20 protein-coding genes and 1 pseudogene are annotated in these 24,191 nt (G+C 72.8%); 11 read left to right on the plus strand and 10 right to left on the minus strand.

The window, feature by feature from the left end:
• The first annotated feature begins 156 nt into the window (after nucleotides 1-156).
• From AC07AW_RS01860 to AC07AW_RS01875, 4 genes are all read left to right on the plus strand, one after another.
• Entirely contained in the window at nucleotides 157-930 is a 774-nt protein-coding gene (locus tag AC07AW_RS01860) for a hypothetical protein (protein WP_478813559.1), read from the plus strand.
• 103 nt (nucleotides 931-1,033) lie between these two features.
• Nucleotides 1,034-2,305 carry an ATP-binding protein gene (locus tag AC07AW_RS01865; protein WP_478813560.1) on the plus strand — a complete coding sequence of 424 codons (1,272 nt, stop codon included), beginning with the start codon at nucleotides 1,034-1,036 and terminating at the stop codon, nucleotides 2,303-2,305.
• Between the two features lie 55 nt (nucleotides 2,306-2,360).
• Nucleotides 2,361-3,737: an FtsW/RodA/SpoVE family cell cycle protein gene (locus tag AC07AW_RS01870; protein ID WP_478813561.1), complete on the plus strand. Its 1,377-nt coding sequence runs from the start codon at nucleotides 2,361-2,363 to the stop codon at nucleotides 3,735-3,737.
• On the plus strand, nucleotides 3,734-5,212 hold the full coding sequence (locus AC07AW_RS01875) for a penicillin-binding transpeptidase domain-containing protein (RefSeq protein WP_478813562.1): 1,479 nt from the start codon (nucleotides 3,734-3,736) through the stop codon (nucleotides 5,210-5,212). The genes AC07AW_RS01870 and AC07AW_RS01875 overlap by 4 nt, the downstream gene beginning before the upstream one ends.
• 122 nt (nucleotides 5,213-5,334) lie before the next feature.
• Here the strand turns inward: AC07AW_RS01875 and AC07AW_RS01880 are convergent, their stop codons facing one another.
• Nucleotides 5,335-6,444, minus strand: coding sequence for a ferritin-like domain-containing protein (locus tag AC07AW_RS01880; RefSeq protein ID WP_478813563.1), 1,110 nt, complete (start codon nucleotides 6,442-6,444; stop codon nucleotides 5,335-5,337).
• A gap of 473 nt (nucleotides 6,445-6,917) precedes the next feature.
• On the opposite strand from AC07AW_RS01880, the gene AC07AW_RS01885 reads away from it, so the two are divergent.
• From AC07AW_RS01885 to AC07AW_RS01900, 4 genes and pseudogenes are all read left to right on the plus strand, one after another.
• Nucleotides 6,918-7,640 (plus strand): TetR/AcrR family transcriptional regulator, encoded by a 723-nt coding sequence (locus tag AC07AW_RS01885; protein WP_478813564.1) that lies wholly within the window; start codon nucleotides 6,918-6,920, stop codon nucleotides 7,638-7,640.
• 27 nt (nucleotides 7,641-7,667) lie between these two features.
• Nucleotides 7,668-7,997, plus strand: a complete 330-nt coding sequence (locus tag AC07AW_RS01890) for a hypothetical protein (protein ID WP_478813565.1) — start codon at nucleotides 7,668-7,670, stop codon at nucleotides 7,995-7,997.
• A 74-nt stretch (nucleotides 7,998-8,071) separates the two neighbouring features.
• Nucleotides 8,072-9,403: a C40 family peptidase gene (locus tag AC07AW_RS01895; protein WP_478813566.1), complete on the plus strand. Its 1,332-nt coding sequence runs from the start codon at nucleotides 8,072-8,074 to the stop codon at nucleotides 9,401-9,403.
• Nucleotides 9,404-9,526: 123 nt separating this feature from the next.
• Nucleotides 9,527-10,387 (plus strand): annotated as a pseudogene (locus AC07AW_RS01900) (MFS transporter); the annotation flags it as partial.
• Between the two features lie 323 nt (nucleotides 10,388-10,710).
• Here the strand turns inward: AC07AW_RS01900 and AC07AW_RS01905 are convergent.
• The 6 genes from AC07AW_RS01905 to AC07AW_RS01930 all read right to left on the minus strand — a co-directional run bounded on the left by AC07AW_RS01905 (nucleotide 10,711) and on the right by AC07AW_RS01930 (nucleotide 17,057).
• Entirely contained in the window at nucleotides 10,711-11,241 is a 531-nt protein-coding gene (locus AC07AW_RS01905) for a DUF6584 family protein (RefSeq protein WP_478813567.1), read from the minus strand.
• A gap of 82 nt (nucleotides 11,242-11,323) precedes the next feature.
• Nucleotides 11,324-12,559 carry a styrene monooxygenase/indole monooxygenase family protein gene (locus tag AC07AW_RS01910; RefSeq protein ID WP_478813568.1) on the minus strand — a complete coding sequence of 412 codons (1,236 nt, stop codon included), beginning with the start codon at nucleotides 12,557-12,559 and terminating at the stop codon, nucleotides 11,324-11,326.
• A gap of 47 nt (nucleotides 12,560-12,606) precedes the next feature.
• Complete coding sequence (locus AC07AW_RS01915; protein ID WP_478813569.1) at nucleotides 12,607-13,290, minus strand: GTP-binding protein; 684 nt, start codon at nucleotides 13,288-13,290, stop codon at nucleotides 12,607-12,609.
• Nucleotides 13,271-13,684 (minus strand): DUF742 domain-containing protein, encoded by a 414-nt coding sequence (locus AC07AW_RS01920; RefSeq protein WP_478813570.1) that lies wholly within the window; start codon nucleotides 13,682-13,684, stop codon nucleotides 13,271-13,273. Before AC07AW_RS01920 ends, AC07AW_RS01915 begins: the two co-directional genes overlap by 20 nt.
• A 5-nt stretch (nucleotides 13,685-13,689) precedes the next feature.
• Entirely contained in the window at nucleotides 13,690-14,181 is a 492-nt protein-coding gene (locus tag AC07AW_RS01925) for a roadblock/LC7 domain-containing protein (RefSeq protein WP_478813571.1), read from the minus strand.
• A complete protein-coding gene (locus AC07AW_RS01930) occupies nucleotides 14,178-17,057 on the minus strand; it encodes a nitrate- and nitrite sensing domain-containing protein (RefSeq protein ID WP_478813572.1) in 2,880 nt (959 codons plus the stop codon). Before AC07AW_RS01930 ends, AC07AW_RS01925 begins: the two co-directional genes overlap by 4 nt.
• 371 nt (nucleotides 17,058-17,428) lie before the next feature.
• Here AC07AW_RS01930 and AC07AW_RS01935 point away from each other — a divergent pair, with 371 nt between their 5' ends.
• Nucleotides 17,429-18,220, plus strand: a complete 792-nt coding sequence (locus AC07AW_RS01935; protein ID WP_478813573.1) for a hypothetical protein — start codon at nucleotides 17,429-17,431, stop codon at nucleotides 18,218-18,220.
• A gap of 126 nt (nucleotides 18,221-18,346) precedes the next feature.
• On the opposite strand, the gene AC07AW_RS01940 is transcribed toward AC07AW_RS01935, so the two are convergent.
• Nucleotides 18,347-18,829 carry a MarR family winged helix-turn-helix transcriptional regulator gene (locus tag AC07AW_RS01940; RefSeq protein ID WP_478813574.1) on the minus strand — a complete coding sequence of 161 codons (483 nt, stop codon included), beginning with the start codon at nucleotides 18,827-18,829 and terminating at the stop codon, nucleotides 18,347-18,349.
• A gap of 236 nt (nucleotides 18,830-19,065) precedes the next feature.
• On the opposite strand from AC07AW_RS01940, the gene AC07AW_RS01945 reads away from it, so the two are divergent.
• Together AC07AW_RS01945 and AC07AW_RS01950 are read left to right on the plus strand one after the other, a co-directional pair.
• Nucleotides 19,066-19,905 carry a lysozyme gene (locus AC07AW_RS01945; protein WP_478813575.1) on the plus strand — a complete coding sequence of 280 codons (840 nt, stop codon included), beginning with the start codon at nucleotides 19,066-19,068 and terminating at the stop codon, nucleotides 19,903-19,905.
• Nucleotides 19,906-20,100: 195 nt separating this feature from the next.
• Nucleotides 20,101-20,991: a lytic polysaccharide monooxygenase auxiliary activity family 9 protein gene (locus tag AC07AW_RS01950; protein ID WP_478813576.1), complete on the plus strand. Its 891-nt coding sequence runs from the start codon at nucleotides 20,101-20,103 to the stop codon at nucleotides 20,989-20,991.
• A 49-nt stretch (nucleotides 20,992-21,040) separates the two neighbouring features.
• On the opposite strand, the gene AC07AW_RS01955 is transcribed toward AC07AW_RS01950, so the two are convergent.
• Entirely contained in the window at nucleotides 21,041-21,634 is a 594-nt protein-coding gene (locus AC07AW_RS01955; protein WP_478813577.1) for a DUF4240 domain-containing protein, read from the minus strand.
• A 99-nt stretch (nucleotides 21,635-21,733) separates the two neighbouring features.
• A complete protein-coding gene (gene lon / locus AC07AW_RS01960) occupies nucleotides 21,734-24,145 on the minus strand; it encodes an endopeptidase La (protein ID WP_478813578.1) in 2,412 nt (803 codons plus the stop codon).
• Nucleotides 24,146-24,191 lie beyond the last annotated feature (46 nt).

The following is a 24,191-nucleotide window of genomic DNA, read 5'->3' on the forward strand; positions in this document are numbered from 1 at the left end:
GCGGGGTATGTTGCAGGCCTGTCCGGCGGGCCTGGAGCATCCCCCGAGAGGTCCCGACGAACTGATGATGAGACAAAAAGGACTTCACTCCGCATAAGGTCTACGGAGAGTCGCTCCCTTGCCGGGGAGCCCGACCCCTGCCGACCGAGGAGCCCTGTGAGACCGCGCGGAGTGCGCAGCGCCGCCGTCGCCGCCCTGTGCGCCGCCGGTCTCGCGCTCGTGCTCACCGGCTGTGACGGCCGTGAGGGCGGGCTCAAGAGCGCCGGGCCCACGCCCACCGCCGTGGGGCCCGTCCGGCTCTGGCCCGATCTGCCGCCGGCCACGAACCCGCCGATCGACTACGGCGAGTCCGACACCCAGCGCGTCCCCGGCGTCAAGGTCACCGACAACGACGTCCACTCCCTCGACCCGGTGGCGGTGGTCCACGCCGAGGTGCGCGCCCACCCCGACACCTACACCGGCACGGACGGCGTGTACGCGGAGACCGCCCGCGCGATCGAGTCCTGCGGCACGGCGCCGGCCGCCTGCCCGATCCTGCGGCCGTACTACCGCGACCTCACCGGCAACGGCCGGGACGAGCTGATCGTCGGGATCCGGATGCCGGACCAGCAGGTCGGGGTGCGGGTCTACCTCGCCGAGAACGGCGGTCTGACCCGGATCATGTCCACCGTCGACCAGGTCATCAGCGTGGAGCTGGCGGGCCGGGACCTGATCCTGCGGGTCGGCTCGGCCGGCATCCCCGGGTACGAGTACCGGACCGCGTGGACCTGGGACGAAGAGCAGCGCAGCATGCTGCCCACCCGGGACGAGATCGTCCGGGTGAAGCCGCCCGGCACCGGCCCCTCGACGGTGCCCGCGCCCCACCTGGTGAGCCCGACGCCGACACCGACCGACACCCCCGCGCCCGTACCCCCGGAGGCCACGCCGTGAGGCCCCGTACCCCTCCCCGCGGAGGCCACGCCGTGAGGCCCCCTCGCCCCTCCCCCGGAGGTCACGCCGTGAGGCCCGCACCTCTCCCCTCGGAGGCGACACCGTGAGGGCGCCCCGGCTGCCCGCCTGGACCGCGACCCTCACCTGGAAGGCCGCGGTCTTCATCGCGGTGATGTGCTGCGCCCTCGCCGCACTGCTCGGCGTCCTCGTCCACGTCTCGGTGACGGGCCAGACCGTGAACGACTCCCGGAACAAGGCCCTGACGCGGCTCACCGAGGTCAGGGGGCTCTACGAGGCGGGCGAGCCGCTCCCCCGGTTCGCCGGCGTGGATCCGCCCGGACTGCCGGCCTCGCTGCGGGCGCTCGCCGTGCGCGGGGAGCGCGGCACGGTGGTCGCGGAGTACGAGGGCCGGCCGACGATGTGGGCGGCGGGCCCGGCGGACGGCCGCGCCCTCGCCGTACGCCTCGACTACACCCAGAGCGCCGAGACCATCGACGCGCTCGACCGCTCGATCCTCGGCTCCTCCGTCCTGGCGATCGGCGCGACCATGCTCGTCGGCGCCTTCGCCGTCACCCGGGTCACCCGGCGACTGCACCTGACGGCGCAGGTGGCCCGCCGGATCAGCGCCGGCGACCTCGACGCGCGCGTGGACGATCCCCGTACGAAGGACCCCTCGCGGCCGCAGGACGAGGTGGCCACGGTCTCCGGGGCGCTCGACACTATGGCCTCCTCGCTGCAGCGGAAGCTGCAGACCGAGCAGCGGTTCACCGCCGATGTGGCGCACGAGCTGCGGACCCCGCTGACGGGCCTTTCGGCCGCGGCCGAGCTGCTGCCGGAGGGGCGGCCCTCGGAGCTCGTACGGGACCGGGTACGGGCGATGCGCGGCCTCACCGAGGACCTCCTGGAGATCTCGCGGCTCGACGCCCGCACCGAGACCGTGGACCTGGCGGTGCACGAGCTCGGTCCGCTCGCCGAGCGGGTGGTGCGCGCCTCGGGCACGGACACGGAGGTGCGGATCCTCCGGGACGCCACGGTGGAGACGGACCGGCGGCGCGTGGAGCGGGTGCTCGGCAATCTGGTGACCAACGCGCACAAACACGGGGCGCCGCCGGTGGTGGTGACGGTGGACGGCCCGGTGGTGTCCGTGCGCGACCACGGGCCGGGGTATCCGGCGTACCTCCTGGAATCGGGGCCGCAGCGGTTCCGTACCGAGAGCGGGGGCAAGGGGCACGGTCTCGGGCTGACGATCGCGGTGGGGCAGGCGGAGGTGGTCGGCGCCGAGCTGGTCTTCGGCGCCGCCCCGGACGGGGGCGCCGAGGCCCGGCTGCGGCTGCCGGAGTACGTACGCTTCGCCGCGTCCGATACGGAGGGCTGACGGCACACCGTCACACAAAAGGGACATAGGGCATACCGCTTGCTACGTTGCGGCCATGACCGCACCACGGCGCCCGGACGCACCCCCGCCCGGCATCCGTGTCCCGAAGCGGCGCGGCGTGGAGCTGTCGCTCCTCATCGGCGCGGTCCTGATCTCCGTCCTCGGGTACGCGGAGGTCGGCCTCGCCCGCAGCGGCGCCGTGCCGCCCGACGCCGCCCGCTACGGGGCCGGGCTCGGACTGCTCGCGCTCGTCGCCCACCTCGCGGTCCGCTTCCGCGCCCCGTACGCCGATCCGCTGCTGCTGCCGATCGCGGTCCTGCTCAACGGCCTCGGCCTGGTGCTGATCTACCGCCTCGACCTGGAGACGCCGAAGGACCAGGCGGCGGCGACGCAGCTGGTCTGGTCGACGCTCGGGGTGGCGCTCTTCATCGTGGTCGTGCTGCTGCTCCGCGACCACCGGGCGCTCCAGGGGTACGCGTACGTGTCGGTGGCCGCGGCGCTCGCCCTGATGATCCTGCCGATCTTCTTCCCGGCGGTGAACGGCGCCAAGATCTGGATCAGGATCGGCGGACTTTCCTTCCAGCCCGGCGAGTTCGCCAAGATCCTGCTCGCGGTCTTCTTCGCCGCGTACCTCGCCGCCAACCGCAACGCGCTCGCGTACACCGGCCGCCGGATCTGGAAGTTCCAGTTCCCGACGGGCCGGGTCCTCGGGCCGATCGTGGCGATCTGGCTGCTGAGCGTCGGCGTCCTCGTCCTGGAACGGGACCTGGGCACCTCGCTGCTCTTCTTCGGCCTCTTCGTGATCATGCTGTACGTGGCGACCGGCCGGACCGGCTGGATCGCGGTCGGACTCGTGCTGGCCTCCGCCGGCGCCTTCCTCGTCGGCTCGCTCGAACCGCACGTCCACAGCCGGGTGCAGGACTGGCTCGACCCCTTCGCCTCGATCCGCGCGGGCGAGGGGCCGGGGCAGCTCGCCCAGTCGCTCTTCGCCTTCGCCGCCGGCGGGATGCTCGGCACCGGGCTCGGTCTCGGCCATTCCGTCCTCATCGGCTTCGCCACCAAGTCCGACTTCATCCTGGCGACGGCCGGCGAGGAGCTGGGGCTGGTCGGCCTCACCGCACTCTTCCTGCTGTACGCGCTGCTCGTCGCCCGCGGCTACCGCGCCGGCCTCTCGCTGCGCGACCCCTTCGGGCGGCTGCTCGCGATCGGCCTCGCCTCGATCGTGGCGCTCCAGGTCTTCGTGATCGCGGGCGGGGTGATGGGGCTGATCCCGCTGACCGGCATGGCGATGCCGTTCCTGGCGCAGGGAGGTTCGTCCGTGGTGACCAACTGGGTGATCGTCGCGCTGCTCATCCGGGTCAGCGACTCGGCCCGCGCGCCCCAGCCGGACGGCGCGGAGACCGGGGAGCTCGCGAAGGTGGACACACGATGATCCGGTACATCCGGAGGGCCGCCGCGCTCTGTCTGATCCTGCTCGTCGCGCTGCTCGTCAACGCCGCCCGCGTGATGGTCTTCGAGGCCGAGTCCCTCGACGACAACCCGGCCAACCGGCGGATCGCGATCGACCGGTACGCGCAGCCGCGCGGCGAGATCGTCGTCGACGGGAAGCCGGTGACCGGCTCCCGGGACAGCGGGCAGCAGCTGCGCTGGGAACGGACCTACAAGCAGGGTCCGTTGTACGCGCCGCTGACCGGCTACGCCTCCCAGACGTACGGCACGACGCTCGTCGAGCACGCCGAGGACGACATCCTCGCCGGCACCGACCCGATGCTGGCGCCGCTGCCCCTCTGGAACGACCTCACCCGGGGCCGGCAGCCCGGCGGCGACGTGGTGACCACGATCCGTGCCTCCATGCAGGAGGCGGCCTTCCGGGGGCTCGACGGGAAGCGGGGCGCGGTCGTGGCGGTCGAGCCGTCGAGCGGCCGGATCCTGGCGCTCGTCAGCTCGCCCTCGTACGACCCGGGCGTGCTCTCCGGGACGGGGCAGAAGGTCAAGGACGCCTGGCGGCGCCTGAACACCTCGCCGAACCAGCCGATGCTGAACCGGGCGCTGCGGCAGACGTACCCGCCGGGCTCCACCTTCAAGATCGTGACGGCGGCGGCGGCCCTGGACGCGGGGGTGGTGCGGGACGTGGAGGCGCCGACGGACACCCCGGACCCCTTCGTGCTGCCCGGCACCCGGCAAGTACTGCCGAACGAGGCGACGGGCTGCGGCGACGCCTCCCTCGCGTCCGCGATCCAGTGGTCCTGCAACACCGTGATGGCCGGACTCGGGGTGAAGGTGGGGCTGACGGGGATGGTCGACGCGGCGGAACGGTTCGGCTTCAACGACACGGGGCTGCGGGTGCCGTCCTGGGTGGCCAAGTCCAACTTCGACCGGGAGATGAGCCCGGACCAGCTGGCCCTCTCGTCGATCGGGCAGTTCGACACGACGGCGACCCCGCTGCAGATGGCGATGGTCGCCGCGGCCGTCGCCAACAACGGGGAGATCGCCCACCCGTACCTCGTCGACCGCACCACGACCTCCGGCGGCACGACCGTGGACCGTACGGCCCGCCGCAGCTACCGGCAGGCGATGAACCCCTCGACGGCGATGCAGCTCCAGCGGCTGATGCTGCGGGCCGTGGAGGAGGGCACGGGGACGAACGCGGCGATCCCCGGGGCCCGGGTCGGCGGCAAGACGGGCACCGCCCAGCACGGCTTCGGCAACACGGGCACCCCGTACGCCTGGTTCATCGCCTGGGCCCAGGCCGACGACGCCGCCCAGCCCGCGGTCGCGGTGGCGGTCGTCGTCGAGGACGCGGAGGCCTCCCGCACGGACATCAGCGGGGGCGGCAGCGCGGCGCCGATCGCGAAGGCGGTGATGGAGGAGGCGCTGAGGTTGGAGGCGGAGACGCGGAATCGGTAGCCAGGATGTTGGATCCTGGATCCTGGATCCTGGATCCTGGATCCTGGATCCTGGATCCGAGATGCAACATCCCGCAGCCGGGATCCGGATATTGGATCCCGGATTATGGATCCCCTACCTCCTCACGACGCCGCCCCGCCCTCCGCGATGGCCTGCGCCACCTCCGCGACCCGCTCCGCCTCCTCCGTCGCGAACCGTTCACGGTCCAGCGCCTCCGCGATCTCCTCGTCCTGGCTCATCAGGAGGTCCAGGTTGGAGTCGCCGAGGTCGAAGACGCCCATGTCCAGATAGGCCTTCTGGAGGCGTTCGCCCCACAGGCCGATGTCCTTGACGCAGGGGACGATCCGGCTGAAGAGCAGCTTGCGGAAGAGGTGCAGGAACTCGCTCTGCTCGCTGAGCTCCTCCGCCTCCTTCTTCGGGATCCCGAAGTTCTCCAGGACCTCGACCCCGCGCAGCCGGTCGCGCATCAGGTAGCAGCCCTCGATGACGAACTCCTCGCGCTCGCGGAGCTCCGCGTCCGTGAGCTGCTTGTAGTAGTCGCGCAGCGCCATCCGGCCGAAGGCGACGTGCCGGGCCTCGTCCTGCATCACGTACGCGAGGATCTGCTTGGGCAGCGGCTTGTCGGTGGTGTCGCGGATCATGCCGAAGGCGGCGAGGGCGAGCCCTTCGATGAGGACCTGCATGCCGAGATAGGGCATGTCCCAGCGGGAGTCGCGCAGGGTGTCGTCGAGGAGGCCCTTGAGGTTGTCGTTGACCGGGTAGAGCATCCCGATCTTCTCCTGGAGGAAGCGGCCGTAGATCTCGGCGTGCCGGGCCTCGTCCATCGTCTGGGTGGCCGAGTAGAACTTGGCGTCCAGGTCGGGGACGGACTCGACGATCCGGGCGGCGCAGATCATGGCGCCCTGCTCGCCGTGGAGGAACTGGCTGAACTGCCAGGAGGCGTAGTGCCGGCGCAGATCGCCCTTGTCCTTCTCGGTCATCCTCGCCCAGTGGCGGGTGCCGTGGAGGGTGAGGACCTCGTCGGGGGTGCCGAGGGGGTCGTACGGGTCGACCTCGATGCCCCAGTCGATCCGGGTGGCCCCGTCCCACTGCTTGTCCTTGCCCTTCTGGTAGAGGGCGAGGAGGCGTTCGCGGCCGTCGTCGTAGTCCCAGGAGAAGCGGGCGGCGCCGGTGGCGGGGACCTCCCAGACGGGTCCGGCGGGGGCGTTCACATAGAGGTCGCGCGTCGACACTGACGACTCCTTCCGTCCGTTTCCAGCAGGCTCACACGTTGGTAGACGGATCGTCAACAAGTCGGACGCGAGGGATTGTGGCGGGATCTGATGGCTGGTCATGCCGGTGGGGCCTGCCGCGCCCCGCGCCCCGTGTGGGCAATCGGCCCGCACCCCCACTCACCCGCCGTGTGGGCAATCGTCCCGCTGGGGCGGGACGGGTGGGCACACGGGACGGCGCGCTTGGCCGCGCCCCCGCCTTCCGTGCCTGGACCCGCACCCCAGCGGCGGCGCACAACGCGGTGCGGGTCAGGGCACGGAAGCCTCTGGCACCGGCAAGGGCGCCGTCCGTTGTGCCCACCCGTTCCGCCCCAGCGGAACGATTGCCCACAACGGCGGGGCGCAGGCCCACAACGGGGCGGGTGGGCACCGCCCCGGCGGAACGACTGCTCACAACGGGAGGGGCGCGGCGCCGCACCGTTACGCTGCCGTGCATGACGAGCGCCGCCACCCCCGCGTACCGCAGGCTCAGCGTCGAGGAGCGGCGCGGGCAGCTCCTGGAGACCGCCCAGGGGCTCTTCGCCCACCGGGCGCCCGAGGACGTCTCGCTCGACGACGTCGCCGAGGCGGCAGGCGTCTCGCGGCCCCTCGTCTACCGCTACTTCCCCGGCGGCAAGCAGCAGCTGTACGAGGCGGCCCTGCGCTCCTCCGCCGACGCCCTGGACCGCTGCTTCACCGAGCCCCCGGTCGGGCCGCCCACCGAGCGGCTCGGCCGGGTCCTCGACCGCTACCTGGCCTTCGTCGACGAGCACGACGCCGGGTTCAGCGCACTGCTGCGGGGCGGGAGCGTCGCCGAGACCTCCCGGACCTCCGCGATCGTGGACGAGGTGCGGCGGGCCGCCGCCGAGCAGATCCTCGTCCACCTCGGGGCGGAGCGGCCGGGCCCCCGGCTCGGCATGCTCGTCCGGACGTGGATCGCCGCCGTCGAGGCCGCCTCGCTCATCTGGCTCGACGAGGAGAAGCAGCCGCCGGCGCGGGAGCTGCGGGACTGGCTCGTCGACCATCTCGTCGCCCTGCTCGCGGCGACCACGGCGCGCGACGAGGAGACGGCGGAGGTCGTGAAGCGGCTGCTCGCGCAGGAGACCCCCGAGGGGCCGGTGGCGACACTGGCCCGACGGGTGATCCCGGTGGTGGGCGAGGCGGCCCACCTGCTGTGAGGCGGTGAGCCGGGAGAGACTGTGGGGGTGAGAAGCGAGAACACCCCCTTCCGCGGCGGCCCCCTCGACGGGCGGGCCCTGCCGATCCTGGTCGGCCCGACCGGCCACCCCCCGAAGTGGTACGAGATCCCGGTCCCGGCACACGACGGGCACCCGCCGACCCTGCACACGTACCGGCGCGAGCCCGCGGGCTACACGAAACGGCTCGGGCTCCAGCGCGGCTGGGTGTACGTGTACGCCCCCGAGGGGCGGGAGCGGCGGGAGCTGAAGTGGCCGTGGTCGAAGCCGACACAGAAGCCGGCACAGGAGTCGGCGCAGAAGCCGGCACAGAAGCCTTCACCGGGGCCGAACGAGTGACGCGGCTCGGCACGCCCCGATTCGTACGGTAATCGTATGAAGTGACCCGTCATCATCCCCGTGGAGGTGGTGACGTGTCGCGAAGGCTGCTGCGCACGGTCTGCACGGGGGCGCTCGCCGCGGTGACGGCGCTCACGGGGGCGCTCCCGTCGGCGGGCGCCGCCCCGGCCCCGCCCGCCGACCCGCCCACGGAGGCACCGATCGCCCGGGCGGATCCGGCGGCGGAACCGGTGGGCCCGGTGGACCCGGCGGCGGAGCCGGTGGGCCCGGTGGACCCGGGCGCACCGGCCGCGGATCCCGTCACCCCGGCCGCGACCACTCCCCCGACGAACGGCACCGTCGAGGACGACGACGCCTCCGCCCTCCCACCCCCCGGCGGTGACTCCGTCAGCGGGCTGCTCACCCGGCTGCGGACGCTCTACCGGCAGACCGAGGAGGCGACCGAGCGGTACAACGCCGCCGAGGAGAAGCTGAAGCTCCAGGCCGCCGACACCAGGAAGGTCACCGCCCGGCTCACCGCCGCCCGGACCGCCCTCGCGCAGGGCCGTGCCGCGGCCGGTCGGATCGCCCGGGACCAGTACCAGGGCAGGTCCGAGCTCTCCTCGTTCCCCTCCTATCTGCGGCTGCTCTTCGCCTCGGACCCCCAGTCGGCCCTGGACGAGGGGCATCTGATGGACCGCGCGGCCCGCGACCGGACCACCGCCCTCACCCGGCTCGCGAGCGCCGAGCGGCAGGCGGGCAGCCTCGCGAGCGCCTCCCGCAAGGCCCTGGACCACCAGCAGGGGCTCGCCACCGCGCAGCGCAAGCGGCGTGACGAGGTGCGGGCCAAGCTGGTCGAGGTGGAGAAACTGCTCGCCGGCCTGTCGCCGGACCAGCTGGCCCGGCTGACCGCGCTCGAACACGTCCAGACCGCCGGCGCGCAGCGCGAGCTCCTCGACTCCGGTGTCCTGGACGGCGTCCGCACCCCGTCCCGGGCGGGCGCGGAGGCGCTGCGCTTCGCGGTGGGTCAGATCGGCAAGCCGTACGAGTGGGGGGCGGAGGGCCCGGAGGCGTACGACTGCTCGGGGCTGACGCAGCAGGCCTGGGCGGCGGCTGGCCGGGAGCTGCCGAGGACCAGCCAGGAGCAGTGGGCGACGCTGCCCCGGGTGCCGCTCGCCGAGCTCCGCCCCGGCGACCTGGTGGTCTACTTCCCGGGCGCGACGCATGTGGCCCTCTATCTGGGCGAGGGCCTGGTGGTGCAGGCCCCGCGCCCGGGCGGGAAGGTGAAGGTCTCACCGCTCGCCGCGAACCCGCTGCTCGGGGCCGTACGACCCGATCCGGATGGGGTGGCCCTGAAGGCGTACACCCCGCCGCCGCTCCCGGCGGGCGCGAAGGACGGCGCGGACGAGGGATACGACAAGAGCTGAACTCCCGCCCTCCGCAAGCCTCTTGCTCTTGCGAGTAACATGCAACAAGCTTGACGGGTCCTTACCGATGACCGACGGCCGACGGCCGACGGCCGATCGCCTCCCCGGACACGGAGCCCCGTCATGCTCAGACTGTTGCCGGACACCCGGCCCCAGCGCGCGCTCGCCGCCTCCAACTTCGTCAACGCCGTCGGCAGCGGGCTCTTCCTCACCGCCGGCGTCCTGTACTTCACCCAGGCCGTGCGCCTCCCGGCCGCCACCGTGGGGCTCGGGCTCGGTATCGCCGGGCTCCTCTCGCTGGCCGTGGGGATCGCCGTCGGCCACCTCGCCGACCGGCGCGGGGCGCGCGGGGTCTACGTCACGACCCTGGCGGTACAGGCGCTCGCCACGGCGGGCTTCGTACTCGCCGACAGCTTCTGGCCGTTCGTCCTCGCCGTCTCCACGGCCACCGGCGCGAAGGCGGCCGGTCTCGCCGCCCGGGCCCCGCTCGTCCGGCACCACGGAGGGGACAGGCCGCAGGAGTTCCGCGCCTATCTGCGGGCCGTGACCAATGTCGGCATCTCGCTGGGCGCGCTCCTCGCGGGGTGGGCGGTGCAGGTCGGCACGCTCGGCGCCTACCAGGTCCTCGTCGCCGGGAACGCCTGCGCGTTCGCGGCCTCCGCCGCCGTCCTGTTCCTGCTGCCGCCCGTCGCGCCCGCACCGGCGGCCCGCGGCCCGCGGTGGATCGCGCTGCGGGACCGGCCGTACCTGGCGCTCACCGCGCTCGACGGCGTCATGGCGATCCAGTTCAAGGTGCTCACGGTCGCGATCCCGCTCTGGCTGGTGGGGTCCACCACCGCCCCGCACTGGCTCGTCTCCGGCACGATGCTCGCCAACACCGTTCTCGTCGTCGGCCTCCAGGTGCGGGCGAGCCGCGGCGTCGACTCGCCCCGGGCCGGCGGCCGCGCCTACCGGCGTGCCGGAGCGGCCTTCCTCGTCTCCTGCGCCCTCGTCTCGCTCTCCGCCGGGACGCCTGTCGCGGTGGCGGTCGTGCTGCTCCTGACCGCCGTGGTCGTCCACACGGTCGGCGAACTGTGGCACGCGGCGGGCGGCTTCGAGGTGTCGTACGCGCTCGCACCACACCAAGCCACCGGTCAGTACCTCGGCGTCTTCGGCCTGGGCGCGGGTCTCTCCGAGGCCTTCGGCCCCGGCCTCCTCATCGCCCTCTGCATCGGCTGGGGCCGCCCCGGCTGGTTCGCCGTGGGCGCCCTGTTCGCCCTGACGGGCCTCCTGACCCCGCTCGCGGTCCGGCGCGCGGAGGAGGGCCGTCAGTCGCTGAAGAGGGAGATGACCCCGAGCACCCAGACCCCTCCGAAGACGACCGTCCCCATCACACATCCGGCGCCCGCGACGAACCCGCTCAGCGACCACCCGCCGGTGTCCGGCGTGGGCTCCTCGTCCGCGTCCTCGTCGTAGGAGGCGGGGTCGTCCCAGTCGACCGGCCGCCCCAGCTCCTCGGCGCGGGCCGTCCGCGCCGCCGCCAGCTGCCTCTCGGCGAACGGGGTGGCGGCCAGCGCCTCGGGGCCGCGCCACGCGAGGGCCTTCATGCGCCACCCGGGAGACCCGTACCGCTCCTCGAAGGCCGCGGTCTCCTCCGTACGCCGGTCCTCTTCGAGGTACATCCAGCGCCCCGCCTCCGCCGCGTCCCCGTACAGCCGGTACACCTCGGCGAGGCGGCGGCGGAGGGTCAGGTCGTGCGGGAAGGAGGAGACGAGACCGCGCAGGCGCTGGCGTGCCATCGGCACGCGGCCGGCAGCCAGGTCCGCGTCCACGCGCGCGAGGGTCTGTGACAGGGGCATGCCCCCATGATCAGGCACAGGAACGCGCCACATCGACCGAATTTCGACGGCCGGCACCCGGGCACCGGCCGTCGAAGGCCCCCTAGCCGGCAGAGACCTCGGCCAGGTACGCCGACGTCTTCTCGGGGTCGAAGAAGAAGTTCTCGAAGTCGGCCGGGTCGTTGAAGCCGTTCGCGAAGCGGTCGGCGACGGGCTGGAGCTGGCCCGCCGCGCCGAGCAGGTTCAGGACGTGCTCCGGCGGGGGCGCCAGCATCGCGTTCGTCCACTTGGTGACGGGCTGCGCCGTCTGCCAGTAGCGATCGAAGGCACCCTGCATCCACTCCTCGTCGAAGGGCTTGTCGCCCTGCTCGACGATGGCGGCCAGGTACGCGGCGGCGCACTTGGACGCCGAGTTGGAGCCCTGGCCGGTGATCGGGTCGTTGGCGACGACGACGTCGGCGACGCCGAGGACCAGGCCACCGCCGGGGAGCCGGCCGATGGGGTTGCGGACGGTCGGCGCGTACCGGCCGGCGAGGGTGCCGCCCGCGTCGGTCAGCTCGACCTTCGTCGCCCGCGCGTACTCCCAGGGCAGGAACTTCTCCATGAGCTCCAGCGTCAGGGCGAGGTGCTCGGAGGGGTCCTTGACGCCCTGGAAGGCGTCGACGGGGCCGCCGGGGACGCCCTCCCAGAAGAGGATGTCGGCGCGTCCGCCGGTGGTGAGGGTCGGCATGACGAAGAGCTCGCCGACGCCCGGGACGATGTTGCAGCGGACCGCGTCGAAGTCCGGGTGCTCGGGGCGCGGGCCGAGCCCGTGGACGTACGCGACGGCCAGGGCGCGCTGCGGCTCGCTGTACGGCGAACGGGAGGCGTCCCGGCCGAACATGGAGACCAGCTCGCCCTTGCCGGCCGCGACGAGCACCAGGTCGTAGCTGCGGGAGAAGTAGTCCAGGTCGCCGACGGCCGCGCCGTGTATCACCAGCTGGCCGCCGCGCTGGGCGAAGGTGTCCATCCAGCCGGCCATCTTCACGCGCTGGTCGACGGACTGGGCGTACCCGTCGAGCCGGCCGACCCAGTCGATCAGGCGGGCGGAGTCGGGGCCGGCGACGGAGACGCCGAGGCCCTCGATACGGGGGGCCTGGGACTCCCAGAAGTTGAGCCCGAGGTCCCGCTCGTGCTGGAGGGCGGTGTCGAACATGCACTGGGTGGACATGACCCGGCCGTTGCGGATCTCGTCCGCGGTCCGGTTCGACATGAGGGTGACCTCGTACCCCTGCGACTGGAGGCCGAGGGCGAGCTGCAGGCCGGACTGGCCGGCGCCGACTATGAGTATCTTCCGCATGGGCGGGGCTCCTGGCGTGACGGTCGAACTGTTCGGGGGAGGGCGGGCTATTCGGGCGTGGCTTCGAGGGCGTGCGCGACCATCGCGAGCAGGCTCTCGACGACGCTGTACCGCTTGCGCGCGTCCATGATCACCACGGGTACGTGCGCGGGCACGGTCAGGGCCTCCCTGACGTCGTCCGCCTCGAACAGCTCCGTGCCCTCGAAGTGGTTGACGGCCACGATGTACGGCAGCCCGCAGCTCTCGAAGTAGTCGAGCGCCGGGAAGCAGTCGGTGAGCCGGCGGGTGTCGGCGAGGACGATCGCCCCGATCGCGCCGCGCACCAGGTCGTCCCACATGAACCAGAAGCGCTGCTGCCCCGGCGTGCCGAAGACGTACAGCACCAGGTCGTTGTCGAGGGTGATCCGGCCGAAGTCCATCGCCACCGTGGTGGTGAGCTTGTCCGGGGTGGCCGTGAGGTCGTCGGTGTCCTCGCTCGCCCGGGTCATCAGGGCCTCGGTCTGGAGCGGGGTGATCTCCGAGACGGCGCGGACGAAGGTGGTCTTGCCCACGCCGAAGCCGCCCGCGACGACGATCTTCGTCGCGATCGGGGCGCGGGAGTGGTCGAGCTGCCAGTCCTGCGCGCCCTCTTCGGTGTCGAGCACGGGATCTTTGGGCCCCGGCTGGGCGGGAATGCCGGCGACCGCCGGGGTTTCGGAGACGGCGGTGGCGTCAGAGACGACGGAGTCCACTCAGCACCCTTTCGAGGAGCGCGCGGTCGGGCTGGCCGGTGCCGTGACCGGTCCCGTACACACGGATCTTTCCCTGGTCGGCCAGGTCGCTGAGCAGCACCCGGACGACCCCCAACGGCATCTTCAGAAGCGCCGAGATCTCCGCGACCGTCCGCATCCGGCGGCAGATCTCGACGATGGCCCGCATCTCCGGCATCAGCCCGCGGGCGGCGGGGCCGCCGTCCGTGAGGACCTTGCGGGCGACGGGCGCTTCGAGCGCGGCCACGAAGGTCTCGACGAGCAGGATGTGCCCGAAGCGGGTGCGGCCGCCGGTCAGCGAGTACGGGCGCACGCGCGCGGGGCGGCGCCCCTCTCCCCGTACCGGCAGCTTGAAGGCGTGATGAGCCGACGACATCGACGTCACTGGGTGCTCTCCATCGATTTGCGCAGCTCACTGCGGACTTCGGGAGTGAGTACGTGACCGGCGCGGCCCACGAAGAGCGCCATGTGGTACGCCACGACGCTCATGTCGCAGTCGGGCGTGGCGTGCACGCCGAGCAGCGAGCCGTCGCTGATCGACATGACGAAGACGCTGCCCTCCTCCATGGCCACCATCGTCTGCTTGACCCCGCCGCCGTCCATCAGCCGGGCGGCGCCGACGGTCAGGCTGCCGATGCCGGAGACGATGGTCGCCAGATCGGCGCTGGAGCCGCGCGGCCCGCCGGGACGGCCGGCCTCAGGGGCGCTCGTCGCGGCCTGCTGGGTGGCAGGGTCCGACGAGAGCAGCATCAGGCCGTCGGAGGAGACGACGGCCACCGAGCGGACACCCGGGACCTCCTCCACCAGATTCCCCAGCAGCCATTGCAGGTTGCGGGCTTCCGTGCTCAGTCCGAACGTTCCCGTCGCAGTCAACTGCGTGCCTCCTCGACTGTGTCCCCCGTCATCTCCTCTGTACGTGCAGTCCTCGCGGCTTCTATGCGCGCCGTGTCCAGCTCCGCCTCCACGTCCCGGCGCCCGGCCTTGGCGCCCTGGTGGAAGCCGCCGAGCCGGCGGCGCAGGGCCTCCGCGTCCACGCCGCCCGGACGGGGCGTGGTGGCGGCGGAGGGCTGGCGGACCACCTGCGGGGTCCGCTTGGGCAGGCCCTTGTCGGTGACCCGCTCCCACTGCGCGGGGCGCGGTCCGGGGAGCGTCCCGTCGCCGGCGGGCGCCTCCGCGGGGAGCGTCTCCGCGTCGGCGGCGCGCTCGTGGGTGTCCGGCTCCGGCGGCGGGTCGGGCAGCCGGACCTGGAGCGTGGTCTCGGAGACGGACTCGTACGGGGCTGCTTCGAGCTCGGGCTCGGGCTCGGTCTCATACGGGGCCGCTTCGAGCTCGGGCTCGTACGGGGCCGCTTCGAGTACGGGCTCGGGCTCGGTCTCGTACGGGGCCGCTTCAGGTTCCAGCTCGTACGAAGCCGCTTCGAGCTCCGGCTCCCGCTCGGGGGCCTGCTCCTCCGCCGTTTCCCGCTCCGTCTCCGCCGCCAGGAACGCGGCCTCCGCCGCCTCCACGAGCGGGTCGCGGTGCCGGGACGGCAGGGTGTTGGAGTTGGCCTCGGCTGCCGAGCCGGGCAGCTGGAGCACGGGCGCGGCGCCCGCGACCCGTACGGGCTCCGACACGGCCGTCGGCGGAGTGGTGGGCAGCAGGGGCAGCGGCAGGACCACGACGGCCGCGGTGCCGCCCGGCTTCTGCTCGCGCAGTTCGACGCGGACGCCGTGGCGGGCGGCGAGCAGGGCGACGACCCGCATGCCGAGCCCCTCGCCCTCGAAGGCCTCCGGGTCGGCCTCGGCGAGGCGCGCGTTGAGCTCGGCGAACCGGGCCCGGGTCATGCCGATGCCCGCGTCCTGCACGGAGAGCATCACCTCGCCGCTCTCCAGGAGCCAGCCGGAGAGCTGGACCTCGGCGTCGGGCGGCGAGAAGGAGGTGGCGTTCTCCAGGAGTTCCGCGACCAGGTGGCTCAGGTCGTCCGCGGCGAAGCCGGCGACCTGGGCGTGCGGCGGCAGGGACTGGATGGTGACCCGCTCGTACCGCTCGATCTCGCTGACGGCGGCGCGCAGCACGTCGACGAGCGGGACGGGGCCGGCGTGGCCGTGGACGTGCTCGTGGCCGGCGAGGACGAGGAGGTTCTCGCTGTGGCGGCGCATCACGGTCGCCATGTGGTCGAGCTTGAAGAGGGTCGCGAGGCGGTCCGGGTCCTGCTCGCGCTCCTCCAGCTTCTCGATGACGCCGAGCTGCCGCTCGACGAGCCCGAGGCTGCGCAGCGACAGGTTCACGAAGGTGTGGTGGACGGAGTTCCTGAGCCGTTCGAGGTCGGCGGTCAGGAGGGCGACCCGGCCCTGGAGGTCGGCGCGCTGGGCGGCGAGCTCGGCGCCGACGGCCTCCTTCGCGGCGGCCAGGTCGGCCCGCTCGTCGGTGAGCCGCTCGGTCTGCGCGGCGAGGCCCGCGAGCTTGCCCTGCAGGGCGTTGAGGGAGCGGACGACCTGCGCGAACTCGTCGTTGCGGCCGGTGAAGCGGATCGCTTCCTCGGCGTGCGGCTCGGGCGCGGCGGCGAGCCGGGCGGCGCCGAGGCGGAGCACGGCGAGCGGCCGGGTGAGGGTGCGGGCGACGTAGGTGGAGATGCCGATGGCGACGAGGAGGCAGCCGCCGAGGAAGGCGATGCGCAGTTCGAGGGCTTCGACGTCGTCGTCGCGGAGCGCGGAGAGGCGTTCGACCCGCTCGGTGGCGAGGGCGGACTCGACGCCGCGCATCTGCTCGATACGGGCGGAGAGGGCGGCCTCCAGGCCGGCCGGGTCCGTGCCGCGCTCGGCCTCGGTCAGCTGGGGCTGGTCGGTGAGGGAGGCGAGGGCGAGCTCGGCCGTCTTGACGTCGGGGCCGGTGACGGTGGCCGCGAGGGAGTCGCGGGCGGTGGCGCCGGCGGCCTGGTCGAAGTCGCCGAGGGCGGCGAGCTCACGGACGCGGGCCTGCTGGGCGGCGGCGGTCAGGCCGTCGCGGGCCCGTTCGGCCTCGACGGCACCCTCGGGCTCGTCGGCGACGTAGGTGCCGGTCTGGGCGTCGTAGTGGACGTCCCCGGTGGGCTCGGGCTGCGGCACGGAGAGCGCGGCGAGCAGCAGGCCGCGGGTGGCGGAGGCCTGTTCGACGGCGCGGCCGAGGGCGGCGGGGGCACGGGTGGCCTCGGTCAGGGCGGCGTCGGAGGCGCGGGCCGGGGTCTTGTCGGCGAGTTCGTCGGCGAGGGCCTGGAGCTTGCCGATGATGTCCGAGTACGCCTTGTGGGCCTCCAGGGCCGTGCCCTTGCCGGTCAGGGCGGTGCGGCGGACGGAGGGGACCGTGGCGAGGTCGCGGCGGAGTTCGGTGGGGGCGGCGGGCCGGATCTCGTCGATCTGGCGGTCGACCCGGGTCGAGCGTGTGTCGGTGATCTGGCGCTTGTGCTTGGCGTCGCCGGTCTGCGCGTCGCGGCCCGCGGCGATGTAGGCGACGACTTCGTCGCGCTCGTCGGCGAGGGAGTGGGCGAGGGTGACGGCCTGCCGGTCGAGTTCGGCGAGCGTGACGAGGCGCTGGGACTCGGTGAGCTCGGTCGAGGCGGCGAGGATCGCGGGGGCTCCGGCGGCGAGGACCGTCACGCCCACGAGGGCGACGCCGGCGACCAGCCGGTTGCGGACGCGCTTGGGCCGGCCGGCGGGGGCCTGCGGCTCACCGGGGGTCTGGCTCTGCGTGCCGTTCTTGCTCCGAGGCCGCTTCTTCTGCACCGGTGCTCGCATTCTTGATTCGTCCGCCGATGAAGCAGAGGTGACGGCCGGTCACATGGAGCGCCCCCACCCCTGGTACGGCTTCCGACCATTCCAGCGCTTCCGGCAAGGGGACGGGCATCGGCCGCTCCGCCACCCGAACGAGTGAACAACACTCAGTAGTTGGCGAACAACTTCCGGCGGCGGCCACCGGGGGCCCGTGCGGGGCGCCGGTTGGATCTTCCGGGCGGGCTTTGGCAGGATGCCCGCCCGCAGCTCCCCGGAGGTGGCCGTTCCGCCTCTCGCGCCGCTTCTGCCGGGTTGGTACAGGCCATTTCCGGTCATTTGCAGGTCCAGTGAAGGAGTTCCCCGGGAAATGCGGCCCGACGGGCACACTGGAGGGCATGCGCAGCGAAGTCGCCTCTCTGCCCGGCAGCCCCGAACGCCCCAACGAGGACTGGGCGGCCGCCTCTCTGCCCGCGTCGGGGAGCGGGGGGACGGTCGTACTGCTCGACGGCGTCACACCTCCCGCCGGTGATGACGGTTGTGTGCACACGGTCCCGTGGTTCACCGCGCGACTGGGCGGAGCTTTGACCGAACTGTCCGGTTCCCGCCGGGACATGCCCTTGTCCGAGATCCTGTCGCTGGCAATCCGGCGCACCGCGGACGCCCATCGCGACACCTGTGACCTTTCTCACGTGCGAACGCCTCAGGCGACCGTGGTGCTCGCCCGCTGGGACGAGGAGTCGGCCGAGCATCTCGTCCTCTCCGACTCCGCCCTCCTCCTGGAGGCTCCGGACGGGGCGGTGCGGGCCGTGCTCGACGACCGGCTCGACCGGGTGCCGGCCGAGGTGCGGCGCTCCCTGGCGGCGACGGACCGGCTGCGGAACCGGGAGGGCGGCTTCTTCACGGCGGCGGCGGACCCGGCGGTCGCGGAGCGGGCGGTGACGGGAACGACCCCGCGGGCGGAGGTCCGTGCCCTGGCGGCGCTCACGGACGGGGCGAGCCGCTGGGTGGAGCTGTTCGGCGAGGGCGACTGGGCGGACTGCTTCGGCGTCCTGCGCAAGGAGGGCCCGGCGGGCCTGCTCCGCCGGGTGCGGGCCCTGGAAGCGGCCGACGCACGGGCCGGCGGGGCGCACCGCTGGAAGCTGCACGACGACGCGACGGCGGTGTACGCGCAGCTGTCGGACCGCTGACCCCTCGATGTACGGGGAGCTGTCGGACCGCCGACCCCTCGACGTACGGGGAGCCGTCGGACCGCTGGCCCCTCGACGTACGGGGAGCTGTCGGACCGCTGATCCCGTCGGCCCCCCGTCCGGAGCTCAGCCCTCCGAGCGGACGTTGAAGTGGTTGAGGAGGCGGGCGAGTTCGGCGACCTCGGCGCGGTCCCAGTCGGCGAGTTTGCGGACGTAGCGTTCGCGCCGGGCGTCGCGGACGCTGCGGAAGCGGCTGCGGCCCTCCTCGGTGAGACGGACGAGCGAGGCGCGGCCGTCGGCGGGGTCGGGGTCGCGGGCGACGAGCCCGAGGTCCTCCAGGGCGCGGAGCTGGCGGCTCATGGTGGCCTTGCCGACGCCGAAGTACCCGGCGAGCTCGGTGGCCCGCTGGGGTCCGGCGTCGTCGAGACGTACGAAGAGGCCGTAGGCGGCGGGCTCCAGTTCGGGGTGGACCTCGCGGGCCATCTCGCCGGACTGGGCGCGGGCGCGGCGGAGGAAGACCGCCAGCTCCCTTTCGAGGGCGAGGAATTCCTGGTCCACACCACCTCCGACGGTGGCCCGGCCTTCATGTCCCGTACCGCTTCCGTGCACGTCAGCACCTCCCGCGCGCTTTCCGGTCGCTGAAAGTTTCTTGCCGAGGCGTGCATCGCCGCAGCTCCTTCAGTATTTCGCAGGCGTAGACCAACGGCGGCAACCAGGCCCCCTTCCGCCGGGCGGGTCTACGTGCGTAGCGTCTTTCCCGGCAGCCCTGAATGACATGTCCATTCCAGGACTTGTAGCGATGCCTGCCGCCACCGCTCCCCCACCGAGCCTTTCGGAGGCACGCAATGCGTGTGCACAGATCCGGAACGACCCTCGCCGGCGCCGCCCTCGCGACCCTGGCCCTCCTCCTCCCCCTCGGCCTCTCCGGCACCGCCACGGCCGCCCAGGACCCCGGCGCCCGGCAGGCGGTCCCCGCGCGCGGCTCCGCCTACATGGGCATGGGTGTGATCGCGCACGACGGCCAGGGCGCCAAGCCCGGCGGCGTCTCGACCCTGGCCACGCAGACGGAAGGCGTGGACGTCTCCAGCCACAACGGCAACGTGGCCTGGTCCACGCTGTGGAACAGCGGGGTCAAGTGGGCCTACGTCAAGGCGACGGAAGGCACGTACTACAAGAACACGTACTTCACCCAGCAGTACAACGGCTCCTACAACGTCGGCATGATCCGCGGCACGTACCACTTCGCCACCCCGGACACCACGAGCGGAGCCACCCAGGCCGACTACTTCGTCAACAACGGCGGCGGCTGGTCGGGCGACGGCAGGACGCTGCCGGGCGTGCTGGACATCGAGTGGAACCCGTACGGCGCGACCTGCTACGGCAAGACGGCGTCCGGCATGGTCGCCTGGATCCAGGACTTCGTGAACCGGTACAAGTACCGCACGGGCCGCGACCCGGTGATCTACACGGCCACGAGCTGGTGGAAGCAGTGCACCGGAAACTCCGCGGCCTTCTCCTCCACCAACCCGCTGTGGATCGCGCGGTACGCCTCCGAGGTCGGCGAACTCCCGGCCGGCTGGCCGTACTACACGATCTGGCAGTACACCTCCTCCGGCCCGACGGTCGGCGACCACAACCACTTCAACGGGGACTACTCGCGCGTGCAGGCCCTCGCGAACGGCTGACCCGCGCTCTCTCTCACGGCGGCCTCCCGGGTGTGCGGCACCCCGGGGGGCCGCTTCGGGCTTTTTCCACCCACCCCCTTGCCCATTGGTATGGACCAATGCGACGCTCTACGGCGGTCGCCCGGGATTCAACTGCCGTGCGCCCGAAGCGCGTTGCTCGCCCCGTACTCCCCACGCACGAGAGAGAGCCCCCGCATGCCGTCCTCCCGCCGCACCGCCACCGGCGTCGCAGCCCTGTCCGCCGCCGCTGCCCTGGTCAGCCTCACCCCCGTCACCGCGAGCGCCCACGGAGCCGTCTTCAACCCCGTGAGCCGGGTGGCGGCCTGCTACGCCGAGGGTCCCGAGACGCCCAAGTCGCAGGTGTGCAAGGACCTCGTCGCCGACTCCGGCACCCAGCCGCTCTACGACTGGAACGAGGTCAACATCGCCAACGCCGCCGGGCAGCACCAGGCGCTCATCCCGGACGGCAAGCTCTGCTCGGCCAACCGCGAGAAGTACCGCGCCCTGGACTGGGCGCGCACCGACTGGCCCGCGACGGCCGTCGCCGCCGGCTCCTTCGACTTCAAGTTCCGCGTGACGGCCCCGCACTCGGGCACGATGACCGTCTACATCACCAAGGCGGGCTTCGACCCGACCCAGCCGCTGAAGTGGTCGGACCTGGACCCGACACCCGTCGCGGTCTACAACACCGCCCGCAGCGCGACCGACGGCTACTACAACTTCACGGGCACCTTCCCGGCCCGCACCGGCCGCCACATCGTCTACAAGATCTGGCAGCGCAACGACAGCCCCGAGGCCTTCTACAGCTGCTCGGACGTCACCTTCGGCGGTACGGCGACGGCGGCGACGACCACGCAGACGCAGCCCCAGGCCCCGACCGAGGCGAAGATCGCGGCGGGCACCGAGCTGTCCACCGTGAGCCACGCGGGCCACGGCGGCGACGAGCAGCCCCCGGCCCTCTCCGCCGAGACGGCCGAGGCCCCCTCCTCGCCGCTCCCGATGGCCCTCACGGGCGCGGGCGCCCTCGCCGTCTTCGCGGCGGGCAGCCTGCTGCTGGGCCGCCGCCGCAACTCCTCCGCCTCCTAGGCGTCAGCGCCCGGCCGTCACAGCTCCTCCGCCTCCCGGGCCTCAGCGCCTAGGAGCCGGAGACACCGGGCGGGAAGAGGGCGGTGAGCCGGGGCAGCGCCAACCCCTCCGGCCGAGGCCCCCGGGGCTCCTCGTCCTCTTCCCACTCCCCCGCCGCCTCCGCGGCGTCCTCCGCCTCCTCGACGGCGTCGAGGAACTCCTCGCCGTCGTCGCCCTCCTGGCCCGTCAGCTCGTCCCACACGTCCTGGGCGACGTAGTCGAGCTCCTCCCACTCGGGCCACTCGTCGTCGTCCCACTCGTCGTGGTGCCGGCCCACCAGGGCGCGTACCCCGGGCACGTCGGCCAGCGCGTCCGGGTCGGCGAGGACCGACTCGTACACCTTGCGTCCCTGGCCCACCAGCCAGAGCGTGAAGTAGTGGAAGCCGTCGTCCGTGCAGTCGCCGCCCTCGACGCGGTGGGCCGCCGTCCACACCGCGCGCGTGTCGGCGCGCTCGGTCGCCCTCTCCAGACGCACCTGGAACTCCACGCTCTCGGCCGCCGGACGCCGTATCAGCTCCGTCCGCAGCCATTCCAGTCGCTCGTCCCGGTCACCGGGGCGGCGGCTCAACTCGTCGATGAGAGCCCAGAAGGCGTCGTCGTTCATGCGTACGAGCATGCCAGCCCCGACCGACATCCGGGTAACGAGATCCGTACGCGCCGGAGCGGGGCGCCGACACGGCACCCCGCTCCGGATGGTGGGGAGTTACGCGGCCACGTCCACCGGCACCACCGCCGGGGCGAGGGCGATCTCCAGGACCTGCCGGACGTCCGTCACCGGGTGGACCTCCAGCTTCTCCAGGATCTCGGCCGGGACGTCGTCCAGGTCGGCCTCGTTCCGCTTGGGGATCACGACCGTCGTGATGCCCGCCCGGTGCGCGGCGAGGAGCTTCTGCTTCACGCCGCCGATCGGCAGCACCCGGCCGGTGAGGGAGACCTCGCCGGTCATGGCCACGTCCGTACGGACCAGCCGGCCGCTCAGCAGGGAGGCGAGGGCGGTCGTCATGGTGACGCCCGCGCTCGGCCCGTCCTTGGGCACCGCGCCCGCCGGGAAGTGGATGTGCACGCCGCGGTCCTTGAGGCCGGTGACGGGCAGTTCCAGCTCCGCGCCGTGCGAGCGGAGGAAGGAGAGCGCGATCTGCGCCGACTCCTTCATCACGTCGCCCAGCTGACCGGTGAGGGTCAGACCGGCGGCGCCCGTCTCCGGGTCGGCGAGGGAGGCCTCCACGAAGAGGACGTCACCGCCCGCGCCGGTCACGGCGAGTCCGGTGGCGACACCGGGCACGGCCGTCCGCCGCTCCGCCGGGTCCTGGGCCGACTCCGGCACGTGGTGCGGCCGTCCGATGAGCTCCCGCAGGTCCTCGGGGCCGACGGTGAACGGCAGCTCGCGGTCGCCCAGTTCGTGCTGGGCCGCGACCTTCCGGAGCAGCCGGGCGATCGACCGCTCCAGGTTGCGGACGCCTGCCTCGCGGGTGTACTCGCCGGCCAGCCTGCGCAGCGCCGACTCCTCCAGGACGACCTCGCCCGACTCCAGACCGGCCCGCTCCAGCTGGCGCGGGAGCAGGTGGTCACGGGCGATGACGACCTTCTCGTCCTCCGTGTAGCCGTCGAGACGCACCAGCTCCATGCGGTCGAGGAGCGCCTCCGGGATGGCTTCGAGGACGTTGGCCGTGGCCAGGAAGACGACGTCGGAGAGGTCGAGTTCGACCTCCAGGTAGTGGTCGCGGAAGGTGTGGTTCTGCGCGGGGTCGAGGACTTCGAGGAGGGCCGCCGCGGGGTCGCCGCGGAAGTCGGAGCCGACCTTGTCGATCTCGTCGAGCAGGACCACCGGGTTCATGGACCCGGCCTCCTTGATGGCGCGGACGATCCGGCCGGGCAGGGCGCCGACGTAGGTCCTCCGGTGGCCGCGGATCTCCGCCTCGTCCCGTACGCCGCCGAGGGCGACCCGGACGAACTCGCGGCCCATGGCGTGGGCGACGGACTCGCCGAGGGAGGTCTTGCCGACGCCGGGCGGGCCGACGAGGGCGAGGACGGCGCCGCCGCGGCGCCCGCCGACCACACCGAGGCCGCGGTCGGAGCGCCGCTTGCGCACCGCGAGGTACTCGGTGATCCGTTCCTTCACGTCGTCGAGGCCGGCGTGCTCGGCGTCCAGGACGGCGCGGGCGCCCCGGATGTCGTACCGGTCCTCGGTCCGCTCGTTCCAGGGCAGTTCGAGGATGGTGTCGAGCCAGGTGCGGATCCAGGAGCCCTCCGGGGACTGGTCGCTGGACCGCTCCAGCTTCTCGACCTCCTTGAGGGCGGCCTCCCGCACCTTCTCGGGCAGGTCGGCGGCCTCCACGCGGGCGCGGTAGTCGTCGGACTCGTCGCCCTCGGCCTCGCCGTTGAGGTCGCGGAGCTCCTTGCGGACGGCTTCGAGCTGGCGGCGGAGCAGGAACTCGCGCTGCTGCTTGTCGACGCCCTCCTGGACGTCCTTGGCGATGGTCTCGGCGACGTCCTGCTCGGCGAGGTGCTCGCGGAGCTGGGCGGTGGCGAGCTTGAGGCGGGCGACCGGGTCGGCGGTCTCCAGGAGTTCGACCTTCTGCTCGACGCTGAGGAAGGGCGAGTATCCGGAGTTGTCGGCGAGGGCGCCGACGCCGTCGATCTGCTGGACGCGGTCGACGACCTGCCAGGCGCCGCGCTTCTTGAGCCAGCTGGTGGCCAGCGCCTTGTACTCCTTGACCAGTTCGGTCACGGAGCCGGGCAGCGGTTCGGGCAGGGTCTCCTCGACGGTGCTGCCCTCGACCCACAGGGCGGCGCCGGGGCCGGTGGTGCCGGCGCCGATGCGGACGCGGCCGAGGCCGCGGATGAGCGCGCCGGGGTCGCCGTCGGACAGGCGCCCGACCTGCTCGACGATGCCCAGGACGCCGGTGCCGGCGTAGGTTCCGTCGACCCGCGGCACAAGCAGGACGCGGGGCTTGCCCGTTCCGGTGCGGGCGGCGGCCTGGGCGGCCTCGACGGCGGCCCGTACGTCGTTGTCGGACAGGTCCAGCGGCACCACCATTCCGGGCAGCACGACCTCGTCGTCGAGCGGCAGCACAGGCAGAGTGAGCGGCACGGACGCCATGGACTCAGAAGCCATGATCTCCCCTTCGGCAGTCAAGTTGAGCTATACGCACTCAATGCTT

This window comes from Streptomyces sp. NPDC044003 (assembly GCF_056435185.1).